Source organism: Pectobacterium quasiaquaticum (assembly GCF_014946775.2).
GTDB classification, from domain to species: Bacteria; Pseudomonadota; Gammaproteobacteria; order Enterobacterales; family Enterobacteriaceae; genus Pectobacterium; species Pectobacterium aquaticum.
Map to the genome: position 1 here is coordinate 2,547,031 of NZ_CP065177.1, position 16,197 is coordinate 2,563,227.

Consider the following 16,197-nt stretch of genomic DNA (forward strand, 5'->3'; position numbering starts at 1 on the left):
TCCACATGAAAATTCACTAACCAAAATATATTTTTTCCATCTAATGTAAAAATTAAAAATAATTTTTAGGCTGCTTGATTTGCAGTTAAAAATACCGCCTCGTCTTATTACTATTTTCAATCACAATATCAATTAGTCGACTAACTAAATAGACACTTGATAGTTGTAATAGTGGATGGTATGTTCGCATTTTTTCAGCGAAGGAGTGCCTCAATATGTCTTCTTATCTCGAATCTAATGCTGACAGTGTTGTTACTGCGTTGGGTAAGTCTCTACTCAAGAATAGACATGACCGTATTCATGCTTTGAATCGGTCAGAATTGCACGATTGGTTTAAAGAAGAGTTTTCTTACTGGGAAAATATTATTCAAGTAATGAATGAAAAGGATCAGGCGCACAAACGTGTCCAGATAGCATCAACGAACAGGTTTTTTATTCAACAGATTAGTGACTACTGCACTCAACTCAGTCGGATGACAACTGAGCTGGAAAAAAACACTTCTCCAAATGATGAAAATGTGCATTCCGAAATGTGGGAAAAAGTCAAAATTATCTATGATATTAACCTGCCTAAACATGATGATCCCTTAGCTGAAGATTTTAAGTATGCCTGTTATTCGGGTGTAGCAGCTTCTGCAATATACACCTACCGTATAATCTCAGTAGCAGCCGATCCTTTTTATCTAAGGGGGTATGAAGAAAAAGTTGAAGCAAATCTTGCTTCCTTGTCAGAGCGAATTGATAAAAATGTTAGAGAAGTTCTTCAGGATTTTTCTGATAAGGAAAAAATTATTAATGATAGCGTCGTTTCTGGGAAAGACCATATTGAAAAAATTGTTTCCGCTGCAACTGCGGCAGTTTCTTTGTCTGAGCCAGTTAAGTTTTGGGAGGAGCGTAAGGGACTGCATAATATTAACGCAAAAAAATACGGGAAATACGCATCAATTTCGGCAATGATTTTCTCGATACTGCTGGGCGTTACGATAGGTTATGAGTATGTTTCTGGAGTGCCCCGAAACTTTTGGGGATTTGAGTTTACCTTACCTAAAACTCTTTCTGGGATAGCGATGATTTTGTTGGTTTCGACAGCTGGTATCTGGTGCACTCGAATATTTGTAAAGCTCATGATGGCCAACTTAACATTAGAGACCGAATCGATCGAACGTGCCACAATGATTAAAACATTTGTTGCAATGAAGGCAGCAGAGTCTTCGATCGCCCAGGAGGCTGAACTACTTTTCTATACCACATTATTCCGCCCATCCAATAATTTGATTAGCGAGGAATCAACTGCACCCGAGTTTGGGAAAATTCTTGAAACAATTCTCAAGACTAAAGGGGACAAACCTACAGGCGCTGGTTAACAAATAGTAAATCGTGACTATAGCAACCTAGCTACCATTAGCCCTCTCTGAGCAGCTCGACAAAACCGTACTTCGGACGAAAAAAGAACAGACTGACTTTTCCCTCGGAAAGAAGTCAATCGCGGCAGGAATGGCATACACAACCATTTTTAAATTTATCTACACGAACACTTTCCCGTACTCTGCATCGTCCGGTTAAAGGCTACCACGTTACACCCACTATTAACATGGGCGGGCAGTTGATGAAGAAAGCAAGGTGGTGACGGTGGATCAGTTCACCTTCGCGGTGGTGGCGTATCTCGTCTATCTGGTCGCCGTCCCATAGGTAACGAATGTTATCCTGCATTTTATCGCAGCGTTTGCTGACGCACGGCCGAACCGATCTTAGCGGTAGAACTATCATTCGCCAGTAAGAGTAACAGTGAATCGATTGGCGAAAACGTTACCATTTACTTACTGGGGCTTTTCAATCCATCCAGCGGACTACTCCTACAGCTAATACACTTCACGTCCCTGTATTAAACACACTACCCTAAACTCGATCTAAACCCGCAGGTGGTGTTTTACCAATACGCTCTCTTACTTGCTTACATTTTCGCTCTCCTGGCTTTGCGGCTTCAAGCTCGGGACCGAAGTCCTCTAAACGCACATCGAATATTGATACGGCTAACTGATTACCGCCATGAGAATGCGAAATAAGTCGTTTGTGCTCTTTGTCATAGGGTGCCTGAGCAGTAGAGCCGCCAAATTCGCCAATGTTCGCAATCAGGATATGTTGGTACATATGGTAGCGCAATGCTGCAACCATACTGTCGAAGGTTTTCACATCTTTGTTCATCGCAGAGACAACATACATGTGACTCTCATTACGCAGATCTGCTGCTAACGAGAGGTCTGTTGCGTCAAAGCAAATGGAGCCAGTCAGCCGGTAAGGCTTCTTAGCAGGCGTGGCGGAGTCAAGCAATTCAATGACCACTTGGTATGGGCGCCATGGCTTTATGCCTAAATCATGCTCCTCGGGAGTAAGATTAAACTTTCCTTGGTCAACCTCGACCCACGAACGACGTCCAGCTCGTCGCTGCGGAACCAACCATCTAGCTGCATTGATAGGCTCCCTATTTATAGGACCTTTCGCAGCTAGCAGACCGTAGAAAAGCATCGCGCCAGTTGCATCCGAGAACGCTCGCATAAGGTCTTGATCGTCAACATGGATACTTAGCTCGGGAAACACGACGAGATCAAAGTGCGGTTTAACAGACGTTCCTAAGACGTAGTCCCGTGCAGCTAGATGTTTGTAAGCAAGGTGTAGCAGCGACGCTGTATGATTTCGATGTTTCTCTCTATAACCAGAAACATTAAGACCAACCAAACCTTGGTCGAAATGGCAATGAAGTGGCATTAGACCTTGCACCATTACAACACGCAACCCACGTTCTGGATCTACTGGCCATTCAACTGGATAGCGATAAATAGGCAACTGGCTGCTAGCACCGTAGAGCTTCTTTTGGACTTCCAGACGATTTTTGATGACATTGTTGAAATCACGTCGTGTCGCAATAGTCAGCGCATCTTGGCTCTCTTGCTCTGCCAGACCAGGCCAACGCAGTAAGTGCAGAAGCAAATCCGAAAACCATGGCGTTATTGCAGCAGTGGTCCCTCTTAGTCCTTCTGCTGAATGAAGCATCCCCAAACGCCGCTTGTGCCAGGTGCTTTTCAGGCCACTGTACCAACCCACATCTTCGCTTGTGAGCCAATGGTGCACAGTGAAATCCGGTTCCCCCGTAGCTGCAGCTCGTAGCAAGCGACCAAATGCATACATCCAGGCATCTTCAGGTCGACACCAAGAGGGGGTGTTGTATGTACCATCCGTTGTTTTGAGTGATTCGATCGCCCTAGCATCAAGATTGGCGAAACTAGGGTTGCTCAATTTTTCCCAGTTTTCGGATCTGACCTGCACGTTCAACGGCGTCAGCAACTCAGGGGAAAACTCACGTATTTCTTTAGACTTACCTAGCGATTCGGCAAGCTTTAGCAGGGCATTCTCTTGGCTGAATAGTTGCGAGGGATGTGTGATAACAGTCAACAAAGGCAACCACTTTTTTGTGGGTAAAGAGCCACTGTTTGCAGACCAACGCGCCTCCTCAAATCGAACTAAGTACTTAGGGGCCAAAGCAATCAAAGGCAACATTGCTTTGCGCTTCGAACTTAGTAGGTGCCTCAATAGATAAGGAGATGTTTCGGCTATTATTTGCCAAGCTCTTGAAACATGACTTTTACTTCTTGTCTCACCAAAACTGACGAACCAACGCACATAATGGGCCTTATTCCCAAGAAGCTGGTGCCCAACCAACGACACAACGACCTCTTCCTCAAAGGTAATATCTGGCACCGAAGACTTGGCACGAACAAACAAGTGAAGTGCTCTGTAGAATCTCAGCTCTAACGGAACTTGGGGTAAAGTAGCTTTCTGCCCAACTGAAGCTAGAAGAAGACTTGCTTGTTGCTGAACGTACCAAGGGGCTTTTCCATCGTTTAGAATTCGCAATGCAAGGCTCGCTAGCGCAGCACGGTATTCATCTACATCAGCAACCTCGAAGTTCAAGTCTTGCTTAGCCAATTTTCCAGTTTCGGTTGCGCCCGCCTTGAACAAATCTGCGAGAATGTAGTAAGCAACTCTGCTCCCGAATTCCGAACTTTGCTGGCCACCCTCCAGTTTGCTCATCAGTGCTTGTTCTACAGGTTCTAAGAGCTCGGTGCTAGGCCACAGATCAAGTGCATATCGAAGCACCTGCACAAGGGAGGGATTCATCGCCCATGCAGAAACTAGTCGTCGCGATACAGACTGAAAGTCATGCCGCAATGACTCGCTTGCACTTTCGCCGTTGTTGAGCTCCGTAAGGTCTGTCATACCGCGTCGCTGGCGCAAGGAGCGCACCAAGCGATATGCCGAGAAACGCGTTAGCGTGTCATCTCTTACCTCATGCTTCAGCGATGCCACAGTCGCGAGTCGAAGAGTCCCTTGTACTGGCTTCATCTCTTCGATAAGTCCTAGCTCCGCCAATGAAAGAAGGCCATTAAGACCAGCTTCTGCATGCCGTAAAGTGTCTATGTCAAATGGTCCACTTAACTGCTGCTGAAGCGTTTTCATCCGCGCTCCGGTACTGGACTCTGTACCAACCTCAACGAGAGGTTCCAACTGGGTCTTCCGTGCATTGAGCTGCAGATAAGTCCTTGCAGTACCAGATGGCGTAGTATGCTTCTCGAGATAAGTTTGAACCCAAGCACTAATCTCATCACCTAAACTAGTCAGGTTGTAAGGTGTATCCTCGTCACTATCGACTGAAATAACCAATTTCAAATCATCGACGTAACGGCAATAATCATGAACGCGGAAGCTTTTCCCTTTAGGTCTACTATTTATGAACGACCCTATATCGCGGTCAAAGTCGATGAGGTACGCATTTGCAAAGAACCCACTCGCGACCAACCCCTGAGGCAGCCCCAAAGGGAGTTCGCAATCTCGAAACAAAGGCGCTAGAGCCAGGTCCTCATCGCGCCATTGAAAACTCAAAGAACGCCGAGCCATATCCCAGAAGGCTTCGTCTGCAGGGCGCATACTATCTTTAGACTCTTCATAGAAACGCTGGTAGGTGGCTTCTAACTTTTCTACGAGCAGTGGAATATCTACATTGTCAAAGAAAGCCCTGATATCGAGGCTAACAACAAAAACCTTGCAGCCATCTCCAACATTAACACTCTTAGCTATTGTTAGTGGCCGCTCCACATATCTTTGGTAGTCTTGGAAATACCTACTGTAAGTGTTTGAGTTTCCCCATGGGAAAGATGCAACAGAGTGATCCCTTGTCCAGTTACAAAAGAGTCTATTGCCATAACTAAAAACGTTTCTTTCTGATGCTTTTTCTACGGAAAGAGATGTATCACCTTGCACTGATTCAATACAATCTGCTAAACAAAGCATTATGGCAGTAGCTACCGTTTGCTCTCGGATGCCAAGGTGAGCAAGGGGGCGTAGGACTGGGGTGTTTTCTGTTTCAGAAACCCGTGGCTGCCACCCACCTTCGGATTCAGATTTGAAACACCACAAGCCATTCTTGGGTGCTGGCACCAACCATGCGGCAGATGGTTTGTAGTCGCCGCCTACGATGCCATTTGACCACTTAGTAAGGTTTTCAGACAGACAAACTCCTGAAGCATCAAGCTCTAAGATATCCGCGTACCAATTATGGCGACGAATAAATGTATGAGTTTTTTTCCAAGCTTGAGCAAGAACGACTTTATCTTGAAGAACCTTTACTTGCGGGTATAGCTTGTTGTACCGCGAATCCACAGCGACCATATGCAACCTTTAAAGGATCTAACTATCGAAATTTTTCGACCGGACATCGAAGATATTTTTCATCTAAGCATCAAATTTACTGCTACCTTGTTCACGATTATTGTTTTCTTAAACAATCAATATCCGCCACAAATACCACTTTGTGTGTAGAATAAACATCACAGCATCAACCACTCCACGATATGCTTGAGCGCATAGCTTAGCAGTAAAACCGGTATTCATCCGTTAGCATGTCGATAACCCGTAGACCCGTAGCTGGGTACGATAGTCCAGGCGGTTAATCGGAATAGCAACATGGAGCTGTTAGCAAAGCGCAATCAATGTGTTACCATGAGCGGTCTTACAACCAATTCGGCGAATTACCACCTCGGCTATATACCCTATGACCTTCGAATTAATCAGATCTCAGTATAGATGGATCAAAAACAACTATCTCATTCGAATTTTTTTTCACGCCACAGGGCAAAACACCTGTTTTGAAAATATCAAAAAGCTCCTCGAGTTTATTTTTAACTCTCTCCCCCTTCAGATATCGCTGCACACTAACCATCATTAAAATATAATTACACTCATCATCTACTTCTTTAATAAATTTATCATATTCAGAATTATCAGCCAGCCCTGCCTTTTTCCTCAAAAGATACTCTTTCCTTTTTCTTATTGTTTCTTTTAGAGTATCATTGCCCTCAGATCTGATAGCCTTGGTTATATCCTCTTGCGCCAGATTATAGTTTTTGTCCAGTATCAGATCAGATACCTGACCGGAAAAAAAGTCACCCCAAATACAATAATCCGAAGGTACATCTTGGCTAAAAAACAATCTTAAAGCATCATTTTTTTCCGTAATCATACTATATTCAGACAAGGCTATTTTAGAACCTGATAAAAACAAGGGGTTCTTAAAAAATCTAATAGGCTCCATATAAAATTCAGCTTTATCATTCATTTTATCACCTTAATATGTTTTGCCATAACTCAAATACCCTCTGCCTACCTACTTGACCTATATCCTTACCAAAGATGTCAGCATTCCACATATCTTTAGACCGAATAGGCATACCATCCATCATTCCTTTTTTTGCTGCATTTTGGATCTGAGCCACTTGCTTTGAAATAGAACTCACAGATTGATTAAGATCTATTCTATCTAAAGCTCCGCGTATAGCATCTGTATATCCATGATGGTTACCCTGATGCCTCGCCATAGCACTCACACCGTCATCCACTTTCCGAAGAAAAATACCATTATTAGCATTATCAATATAATAGTTAATTTTCTTCAACGCAGGATGATTAGCTAGTTCCTTGGGTATTACATGGTGTGCCTGATAGCCACTCCATTTACTAGAACGAGGCAACCCCATCCCCTGCATCATGTTCTTACCAAGAGTGGTAGAGCATCCAGCCAATCCAAACGGATCAATCCAATCAACTGGGTTATGAACATATCCATAATTATTATCACCACCCAAAATACTGATCGGGTCAGGGGAAATATAACAACCACCACTTGGATCATAATAACGGAACCTGTTATAGCATAAGCTACTTTCAACGTCACGGTACTGCCCCGCAAATGCCAGTCCCGGATCAAGACTTTCAGTATTATCTGTATAACGCTGGCCCCATAAGTTGGTGCGCGGAGCCTGCCAGCGAAGCTCGCCTTGCGGGTTAAAGACTGCCTGCGGTTCACCATTATGGCCGCTGGTGATAAAATCCGTTTCCCAGTTCCCCTCCACAGTTTGGCGCTGCTGTACCAACAGCTCCCAGCCGTTGTGTACCCAGTGGCGGCGGCTGATAAGCCGGTTGTCGCGGTAGTGACGCACTTCGGCTATCTGGTCGCCATCCCACAGGTAGCGGAGTTCGTCCTGGGTCTGCTCGCAGCGTTTGCCAATGCGCCGCCCGAACGGGTCGTAGCGGTAGGACCAGCGCACTCCTGTCGGTGTGTCCACGACCCTGAGCTGGTTGCGGCTGTCCCAGCGGTAGTGCCACACCTGCGGCCGATAGCCCGGCTGTATCACCTGTTTGCGTATCAGCCTTCCAGCCTTGTCGTACTGGTAGTGAGTGTTGTCCTGTTGGGTCAGTCGTCCGGCCTGCCATTCGATCAGCCTTGTCGTGTCCTGCGGCAGCCCGTTACGGGTGTAGCGGTATTGTTCTTCGGTGTTAACAGTGCGACCCGCGCCACCGCTCAGGACCTCCAACACCCGTCCGGTGGCATCAAGCTTGTAGCCTGCCGCTTCGCGGTTGCGCCGGGTGCCGGTCAGGTTACCCGCGCCGTCGTACAGGTATTCCCGGGTCTGTGCCGGTTGCAACCGACCGTCAGCCGTCTGACCGCTCCGGTCCCGCGTCAGCCAGCCCATGACATCGTATTCGCGTTGCTGCGTAAAACCGCCCTTGCTCTGGCGGATAGATTCACGTCCAGCAGCATCATAAGCCAGCGTCAGCTCTGCACCGTCCGGTAACTGTATCTGACGCAGTTCACCCGTCGCGCTATAGCAGAAGGAACTGGTAAGTGCCGCGCTGTCTTCTTCACCTTCCCAGAACAAGCTGCGGGTAACGGTGTGCGATGCCTCCTGATAGTGGCGCATCACTACCGAACCGCTGTTGTGCTCCTCTACCACACGGTCGCGCTCGTCATACGACAACTGGATATGACTGGTCGCGGACGTGACTTCAGTAAGCCTGCCTGCCGCATCGTAGCGGTAGTGCAGGGTGTCGTCTGGTGCCGTTTCTTTTATCAGTAATCCGCGCCCGTCGTACAGGAAGTGGCGGGTTTCTCCTTCGCCGTTACGAACGGTGATGCAGTGTCCGTCTTCGTCATAGCCGTAGTGGGTCTCCGTACCCGCCATGTCCCGTTCGCGGATAACCCGCGCATCGGCATCCAGCCACCACTGCCACTGGTTACCGTCCGGTGCCGTGACACACACCAGTTGCTGACTTTCCTTGTCGTACTCGTACTGCCAGGTGCGACCTGCCGCATCGGTACGTGACGTCAGCAAATCAAACGCGCCATAGGTTTGTCGCCATACCGCGCCGTTGCCGTCGGTATAGTTCAGCAGGTTGTTGTGCTTGTCATACTGGCGCTGCTCTTGCTTGTCGTCCGGACGCAGTAGTTGCTCCGGCAGCTTCCAGCTTGCACGGCGATAACCCAGCCGATAGGTTGAGCCATCCGGGCGTGTCCAGGTGGTCAGCCTGTCCTGCTGGTCGTAGCGCAGTTGCTGAGTGCGGGACTCCGCATCCGTGGCACTCAGCAGGCGCTGACGGTGGTCGTAAAACAGGCTGGCCTGTACCTGACCGTTCTGGTCGCTGACTTCAGTCAGCAGGCCGTAGCGATTCCACGCAAAGCGCACTTCACTGTTGTCCGGTCCGGTGAGGCTCTGCGGGTTGCCCTTGCTGTCGTACTGCCAGGCCCAGTGGCGCCCGAGTGGGTCAGTAATACCGATAAGCCGCTCATGATCGTCGTAGGCGTACTGCCATTGGTGGCCACTGCCGTCGGTGAAGGTGCTGACCAGTCCGGTATCATCCAGATAGGCAAATTCCACCACCCGGCCCGCCGGGGAGATTTCCCGCAGCAGGTTGCCCACATCGTCATACTCATAGCGGGTGATATGGCCGAGCGGGGATGTCTCCCACGCCATCAGGTGCAGGTCATTGAAGCCATATTCACTGCGTTGGCCTAGCCCATCTGTCATCACCACCCGGTCGGCCAGGTACTCAAACGTCGCCGTCAGGTAGCCGTCGGCACAGGTGGTGTAGATGCACCTGCCTTGATGGTCATACTCATAACGCGCCCAGGTTTTGTCGTTGTCGTGCCAGCGAGTCAGACGATGATGGTTGTCATACTCGTAGAACAGGTGATAAGCATGAGAGGCATCTGCCTCGACCAGTCGGCCTTGTTCATCCTGACGGTATTCGACCAGCACAGTTTTCTGACCACCGTCAATGCGCTGCACCTGGCGCAGGAACTCGCCCTGCCATACCAGCAGCAGCTCGATGCCGTCGCTGTGCTGTATCTTGCGCAGGTAGCCTTTGGGGTCGCGGAGAAAGTCGATTCGGTTCTGGTGGTTGTCGGTAATGGCCGACAACAGCAACTGGTTACCCTGTTTGACGGTAAAGGCACGCCAGGTCTGGCTGTCGCGGTGCCACAAGTGAAAACCGTTATGCCGTCGCAGCAGCTTGAATTCGGGGTATTCGGCGCAGTACACCACGGAGGCACCGAGCCCGAAGGTGAAATCAATGTCATAGCCCTGTGCCAGCGTGATAGTGACATGGATGCCGCCCTCATCCTGACTGACGGTAGCGACCTCGCTCCAGCTATCCTGCCAGCCACGGCCTAACAACCCAACATGTGAAGAAGCAGTACGATAGGTGCGTTCGAACACCAGCGGGATGGTCTGCCCCAGCGCCAGATCGATACGATTTTCAATCACTTCACCGCTGGCGATATAAACCGGATCAGCCTTGAAAGCTGCTTTAGCATGAGAAAAACGGGCCAATCCTTTGCTGCGAATAAATGCTGTAGTCGCACAGCGTGTCTTTTGCGCCAGTCGTTTGCCTGCCCAAAGTGCACCCGCGCCCAGTCCTTTCATCACCGCTTTGGGGCCGCGAAAGAATAACTTCCCCAACCCGCGAAACAAGCCACGGGTCGGCGGCACCAGAAATTCCACCGCAATCAGCAGCGCTTTCTGCCAGCCGCTGAACTCGTCCTGTATCTCCAGTACGGTAGCCTGACCGGAGCCAAAGAACACCGTCGATGCACCGTCCTTGATGGTGGCACCACACACGGTTTTATCACCAATCCGTGCAGCCGGATGACCGTTCACAAAGACGGTTTCGCTGCCCTGCGCAATCAGTTGCGGACCGTTGTGTTTGGTGCAGAGAACGACATCGACTTCAGCACGGGAAACCGGATTCCCTTCCACCGACACATTCGGTGAACCACTGTCCACTTTCCCCGCAGGCGGTGAGGCACTGTCCACCATGGCGGATACCCGACCACTGACCGCCGATATCAGGCTTCCTGCCCCCAGCACCGCCAGCCCACCGACCACGGCAATCGCCAGTCCACCGGTGACGCCCACCAGAGCAACGGCCACCGCCGCAACCGCAGCAGCAACCAGCGCCCCGGCAACGGCACCGAGCAGCGCCCCCAGAAAGCTGCTGTGCTTGATAGGCTTGCCCGGCGAGGTCGGCGGCGAGCCGCTACCGGGTGCAGGTAAATCGGGTGGCAGCGTGGGCCGATTGCCCGCGTGCATAGCGCCGACACGCGCAATACGGGCCAGAATTTCATCACGCATCGCCGCTCTCCATCCCCTCCGATGTGGCAGGCTCAGCAGCGTTGAAGGTCTCGATCACCGCCAATAATGCTTTTTTACGATCATCACTCAGCACGTCAGCGGCGGTAATGGTGAACGTCAGCAGCAGGTCGCCACGTACCTGCATCACCACCACCTGATGCATCTGGCCTTCCGGCGACTGCCAGGTGTATTCCAGCGCCGGGGCTGGCGCGTCCGACAGTGTCAGTTCCCAGGATTGCACTTCTTTATAACCATTAAGATGGGTAGAAAACTGCTCCAGCGTTTTCTGATACACCACGTCTGGCGTCTGACCGGGTTCGGTCGGGGTGCGGTTAACCACCAGGTTAGTGGTTTCATCCGGCAAGACAAAAACGTGCAGGGATTCATCGCGCCACTGCGCAGGAATGGTCAGGGTGCCTTCGTTCATCTGGTACATGTTCACGTGTCCTTGTTGTTCTTGTTATTCAGTTCAGGTCGATTTGCTGGCCGTTGATGACAATGTGGGTACCCTTGATATTGATGACCCCGTCAGCGCCGATACCAATAAACCCCTTGTCAGTGGCTATCAGGATGTCCCCCTTCTGCGACTGGATAGCGATGTTGTTTTTCACCTGCAGGCTGTCGTTGTCATCCACGACCGTGTTGCGGTTTTTGGTCACGGCGATACTCTGCTGCCCCTGGATTTCAGTGGATTGGTCTTTCACTACCGATACCGCCTGATTGCCACCGACGCTTTCGGTGTGGTCAGCGGTCACAGTCGTACTACGGTTATTCAACACCACGGTGTTCATGTCTTTCTGGGCATGGATAAACACCTCTTCCTGCCCAGCCTGGTCTTCAAAACGCAGCTCATTGAAACCCGCCCCCTTGTGCGTTGACGTACGCAGCGAGGTACGTGTCTTGTTCGCTGGCAGTGGATACGGCGAGGGATTGGTGGCGTGGAAGGTTCTGCCTGTCACGATAGGCTGGTCCGGGTCGCCTTCCAGGAAGCTGACGATCACTTCATGGCCGATACGCGGGATGGCAATCAGGCCGTACTGACCACCCGCCCAGCCCTGGCTAACGCGTACCCAACAGGAGCTCTGGTCGTCACTGGAGCCGTAGCGGTCCCACGGGAATTGCAATTTGATGCGGCCATATTCGTCGCAGTAGATTTCCTCACCAGCGGGCCCCACCACGGTGGCAATCTGCGGACCATCTACCATCGGTTTGTACGGCAGGTCGGCACGCCAGGTGCTTTTGGCGCTGATGACCTCGAAGCTGTTGCTGTAGGTGGTCGGTTCACCGCCACTTTCCTCTTCCAGTGCCTGCGGCTGCTGCCCACTGTGCGTGATGGCAACCAGTTGCCAGACAGCATTGAGTGTCGGATTGGGGTGCTCAGTCAGGGTAAAACTGCTGCCCGGCATCAGCATGGCGGCATTAGACTCACCCGAACCGGTCATCGCATTCGCGCGTAACGCATCCAACCGGTAGTTGGTAAAGGCCTTGCCGCTCGGGTCTTGTTTGAATCGTCCGGGATAATCGAAGTGCTGATAGCTTTCGCGCTGGTGTTCCAGTTCGCCGCTCATCTTGCTGTGCAGCAGGCCGTAGGCCGGGGTTTTGAAGCTGTAATCCTTGAGGGCGACTTCTGCGGTACTGACGGCTTCGGCGTAGCGGAAGCGGCGCACATAGTCACCTTCGCTCAGCCCTTGGTTGGCGAGGTTGAAGAACAATTCCGGACCTTTGCTGAGCGCCCCGGCATCATCCGCAAAGACGACGCGGTGCTTGCCTTCTTCAAACTCATGGAAGAAGTACAGCCCTTCTTCCGCTGCCAGACGAGTGACAAACGCCAAATCACTTTCACGATACTGTACACAGTATTCGCGCGGGGCGTGGTCGTGACGCAGTGCAAAGGCATAATCGGTAATGCCAGACTCTTCCAGCAACGTACCGATAATGACCTCCGGCTTTTGTGCCTGGAAGAGGCGGGCATTGGTGCGCAGCCCCAGCCGCCACAGTGCCGGGCGAACCTCTGCCTGATAGCGTGTGCGGCGAAAGCCGGTGTCGCCCTGTGCGAAGGCACTGATAATCCCGCTGACGCGCCGTTTCAGTTCGCCTTCGTACCACACCAGCAGCTCACACGGCTGGTCGAGCACTGCGCCAAAGTCGATCCCCGGTAGGGCACTCGCCAGATTCAGCGACAGGGCAAATGGCCGGTTAAGGGCCTCGCTGAGCTGAAAATCCACCACGGCAAAGGTCGAGGCAGGCAATGCACCGACCTTTACCGTGAACTGTAATCCTGTACTGTTTGCCACGTTTATTCCCTCGCTTCCCGTGATGAACATCGTGTTGTCTGCACTCAGGTCTGGGAGAATCAGACCTCAGGACAGTGCACGCAGAAAACCCGGGACAAGCCCGGGTAAAGAAACAGAACGATTACGCTTCGACCGGTGTACGCCAGTCGTCAGAGCCGGAGGTACCGGCAACCGTGTGTTCCCAGTCAACCTTGCGGTAGGCCAGCGACACTTCGATTAACTGGGTGTAGTCCAGTTTGGACGGGTCCTGGCAGTGCGGCATCTGGCAGTTGATGTCGACGATGGTGGCGTCGGTCAGCACAGTAGAGAAGAAGTGCTCCTGCTTCCCTTCAACCGACGTGCGGTACCATTTCAGGGTCACGGTCGGCAGCATTTCACCGGAGGCCAGGGCGTTGTACATCAGCGGAACGGCTTTGTTCAGTGCCACGGTGAATTTGAACGGTTTGTGTACACGCTGGCCGGATGGCTGACCAGACTGTGGGTCGGTCGGTACGGTGACGATGTGCTTGAATTCCTGTACCAGCATTTCATCTTCGTGGCCTTCCACATAGATGTTGCCGACAGAGTCAGAAGTGAAGGCACCTGCGGTGATGTTGCCCTGTGTCTTACCTTCGATGCTGATATAGCATGGAGTTGGCATAGTCTTGCTCCTTGTTGTTGAACGGAATGAGTTATTAAACAGAATGAATAACTTCACGTTCCGTATAGCAATCCATATGCCAACTTTTATCTATATGTTTTATAACAATATTTACTTAACTCAAATTTTCCCTAAGCAAAATTTGAGCAAGAAATTGCGCAGACCTCGCGAAAAAACGGCATCCATTGCGCAAAAAGTGATTTCCACCAGAAAGTGAGCAAGAAGTTGCGCAGAATGCGCAGTTATGCTGAAAGTTTGAGTTAAAAATATGAGACGGGAATCTCTTCGAAGAAAATGATCGATTAATTTCTGTCTATCGCCTTTATCAGGGCATTTATTGTCTGCATCCTCATTGAAACTTGCAGATACAGAACCAGCCAATTCATCCACTATTTGATTTGAGAATGCTGCAAATTTCACTTATCTTAGTTATGCCTTTGGCAAAATCCATTGGCGGGGATTTGCAGCCCCAAACCATGTTTCCCATCAGCGTTCACGCGCTGGTGTGCTTGAGTACGTCTGTTATGGCGGTTCAGGCAGGGGAGGATTCGTCCTCGCCGGAACTTGGAAACATGGCCGGTACTGCAAACCCTGTCTGAATCGCCACCAGCAGTAAGACTCAGGGTTAATTCTATGACGATGAATAAGCAGGACTGGCACAACGCCGATATCATTGCAGGCCTTCGTAAAAAACACACCACACTGGCTGCTCTATCCCGACAAGCAGGACTCAGTTCTTCTACCCTCGCTAACGCACTAACGCGATCCTGGCCAAAAGGTGAACAACTGATAGCAAATGCACTCGGTGTGGAACCTGCTGAGATCTGGCCCAGCCGGTATTTCGATGACGATGGCAATAAACTGGAAAGAAAAACCAGAAATCGTTAATTCATGATGCTATTAATAAAAATTTGCTGACGAACCAAAAATTATCCGCTTCGCTAGGGAAGCGGATAAAAAGCATAAATCTGCACACTATCAAGCAATATGCACTGGAAGTATCTGGCCCTATGTCATAGCCCCAGCCAAAACAGTTGTTTCTACTACTATGATGCTTAAGAGCATCGTTCTGCATAGTGCAACCTCTGAGTTGCTCTACCATCAACTTCCTGATGTACATATTCTCAACTAACTGAGTGATTCCCCTTCGCTTCAGCAATCACGGCCTTCTGTATTCGCGGAAAGCTATGAACATGCTATCTGACCGGAACCATTCTGGTAGAAACGCTAACTGCAACCTTGCTATAGCTTTAAAATAAGTCCACAATGAAGTCCACTAGTTATACTAGTGATAGAATAAATTTTGTTAAATCAAAGAGTCAGATACTGGATGTTAGTCCACTCGGTCGTACCAATTCATGTTCTGTAAATATTATCCTACGCCCGTAGGTTAATGAACATGAATTGAAATTTATCCCCTACTTGTGTCCTATTCAATTCATCAAACTGAAACTGAATTCCCTGTTCTAGCCTCTGTTTTTTACATGTTGGTTGGTTTGGATTGCGACATTCAATCGCAATTTATGAGAGAAAGCATCCCGCTTTGTTGAGGCAATCTCCTGCTAATCTAAAGTAGCGCCTTACCCTTCAGCGACACAGCGGCCCTACTGGCCGCGCGTTTCCAGATACAACACCGTGGCGGCGACGCGGGAGCGTACGTTGAGTTTGCGCAACATGTTGCGGATATGCACTTTTACCGTCTCTTCTGAGATATACAGTACACTCGCGATTTGCTTGTTGGATAGCCCTGAGGCTACTTCCTGCAACACATCCAGTTCGCGCTCCGTCAATACGGTAAAGGGCGACGGCGTATCCTGTATGGCGATACGGTGGCGCAGCACCTCCCGCACCTGTTCGCTGAAGGCATCACCGTTACGAATGGCATCCAGCAAATGTTCCGGGGCGCTGTCTTTAAGCAGATAGCCATCGGCACCCGCATCCATCAACGCATAAATATCGCTGGGCGCATCGGAGACCGTCAACACAATCACGCGGGCGCAGATCCCATCGTGCCGCAGCGCGTGGAGCGTATCCAACCCGCTCAATCCTTTCATGTTGAGATCGAGCAAGATAATATCGGGTGAATCCCGATTCGCTAGGCTCAGCGCCTCCATGCCATTACTGGCCTCCCCGATCACATCAAAAATGGCATCGGTTGCCAGTAGCTGACGGATTCCCCGGCGCATAAGCGGATGATCGTCAACGATCAGCACACGATAAGATGGTTTTTCTGACATGCCCAGCC

The 16,197-nt window shown here is 50.2% G+C and carries 10 protein-coding genes; 2 read left to right on the forward strand and 8 right to left on the reverse strand.

The genetic code is table 11. The annotated features are described in order from the left end of the window. Positions 1-215 precede the first annotated feature (215 nt). Positions 216-1,364 carry a DUF6161 domain-containing protein gene (locus IG609_RS11680; protein WP_052238882.1) on the forward strand — a complete coding sequence of 383 codons (1,149 nt, stop codon included), beginning with the start codon at positions 216-218 and terminating at the stop codon, positions 1,362-1,364. A gap of 532 nt (positions 1,365-1,896) precedes the next feature. Here the strand turns inward: IG609_RS11680 and IG609_RS11685 are convergent. The 7 genes from IG609_RS11685 to IG609_RS11715 form a co-directional block, all read right to left on the reverse strand. Beyond that, complete coding sequence (locus IG609_RS11685) at positions 1,897-5,721, reverse strand: RNA-directed DNA polymerase (protein ID WP_052238883.1); 3,825 nt, start codon at positions 5,719-5,721, stop codon at positions 1,897-1,899. Positions 5,722-6,115: 394 nt separating this feature from the next. Further along, entirely contained in the window at positions 6,116-6,667 is a 552-nt protein-coding gene (locus IG609_RS11690) for a hypothetical protein (protein ID WP_039503422.1), read from the reverse strand. Positions 6,668-6,671: 4 nt separating this feature from the next. After that, a complete protein-coding gene (locus tag IG609_RS11695; RefSeq protein WP_250127213.1) occupies positions 6,672-11,018 on the reverse strand; it encodes an AHH domain-containing protein in 4,347 nt (1,448 codons plus the stop codon). After that, a complete protein-coding gene (locus tag IG609_RS11700; RefSeq protein WP_039551893.1) occupies positions 11,011-11,454 on the reverse strand; it encodes a DUF1795 domain-containing protein in 444 nt (147 codons plus the stop codon). The genes IG609_RS11695 and IG609_RS11700 overlap by 8 nt, the downstream gene beginning before the upstream one ends. Before the next feature lie 28 nt (positions 11,455-11,482). Next, positions 11,483-13,312, reverse strand: coding sequence for a type VI secretion system Vgr family protein (locus tag IG609_RS11705; RefSeq protein WP_250127214.1), 1,830 nt, complete (start codon positions 13,310-13,312; stop codon positions 11,483-11,485). A 121-nt stretch (positions 13,313-13,433) separates the two neighbouring features. Further along, on the reverse strand, positions 13,434-13,952 hold the full coding sequence (locus tag IG609_RS11710; RefSeq protein WP_039503428.1) for an Hcp family type VI secretion system effector: 519 nt from the start codon (positions 13,950-13,952) through the stop codon (positions 13,434-13,436). Between the two features lie 120 nt (positions 13,953-14,072). Continuing rightward, a complete protein-coding gene (locus IG609_RS11715; protein ID WP_250127215.1) occupies positions 14,073-14,372 on the reverse strand; it encodes a hypothetical protein in 300 nt (99 codons plus the stop codon). A 219-nt stretch (positions 14,373-14,591) separates the two neighbouring features. On the opposite strand from IG609_RS11715, the gene IG609_RS11720 reads away from it, so the two are divergent. Beyond that, complete coding sequence (locus IG609_RS11720; protein WP_039478551.1) at positions 14,592-14,840, forward strand: helix-turn-helix domain-containing protein; 249 nt, start codon at positions 14,592-14,594, stop codon at positions 14,838-14,840. Positions 14,841-15,556: 716 nt separating this feature from the next. Here the strand turns inward: IG609_RS11720 and narP are convergent. Next, the gene (narP, locus tag IG609_RS11725) at positions 15,557-16,189 is read right to left on the reverse strand and encodes a nitrate/nitrite response regulator protein NarP (RefSeq protein ID WP_116163353.1); all 633 of its coding nucleotides are present in this window, start codon (positions 16,187-16,189) and stop codon (positions 15,557-15,559) included. Positions 16,190-16,197: the final 8 nt, after the last annotated feature.

What these genes read in the sequence shown, in the direction of transcription:
- IG609_RS11680 (WP_052238882.1), top strand. Translation starts at nt 216, where the DNA reads ATGTCTTCTTATCTCGAATCTAATGCTGACAGTGTTGTTACTGCGTTG.
- IG609_RS11685 (WP_052238883.1), bottom strand. Translation starts at nt 5,721, where the DNA reads ATGGTCGCTGTGGATTCGCGGTACAACAAGCTATACCCGCAAGTAAAG.
- IG609_RS11690 (WP_039503422.1), bottom strand. Translation starts at nt 6,667, where the DNA reads ATGAATGATAAAGCTGAATTTTATATGGAGCCTATTAGATTTTTTAAG.
- IG609_RS11695 (WP_250127213.1), bottom strand. Translation starts at nt 11,018, where the DNA reads ATGCGTGATGAAATTCTGGCCCGTATTGCGCGTGTCGGCGCTATGCAC.
- IG609_RS11700 (WP_039551893.1), bottom strand. Translation starts at nt 11,454, where the DNA reads ATGTACCAGATGAACGAAGGCACCCTGACCATTCCTGCGCAGTGGCGC.
- IG609_RS11710 (WP_039503428.1), bottom strand. Translation starts at nt 13,952, where the DNA reads ATGCCAACTCCATGCTATATCAGCATCGAAGGTAAGACACAGGGCAAC.
- IG609_RS11720 (WP_039478551.1), top strand. Translation starts at nt 14,592, where the DNA reads ATGAATAAGCAGGACTGGCACAACGCCGATATCATTGCAGGCCTTCGT.
- narP (WP_116163353.1), bottom strand. Translation starts at nt 16,189, where the DNA reads ATGTCAGAAAAACCATCTTATCGTGTGCTGATCGTTGACGATCATCCG.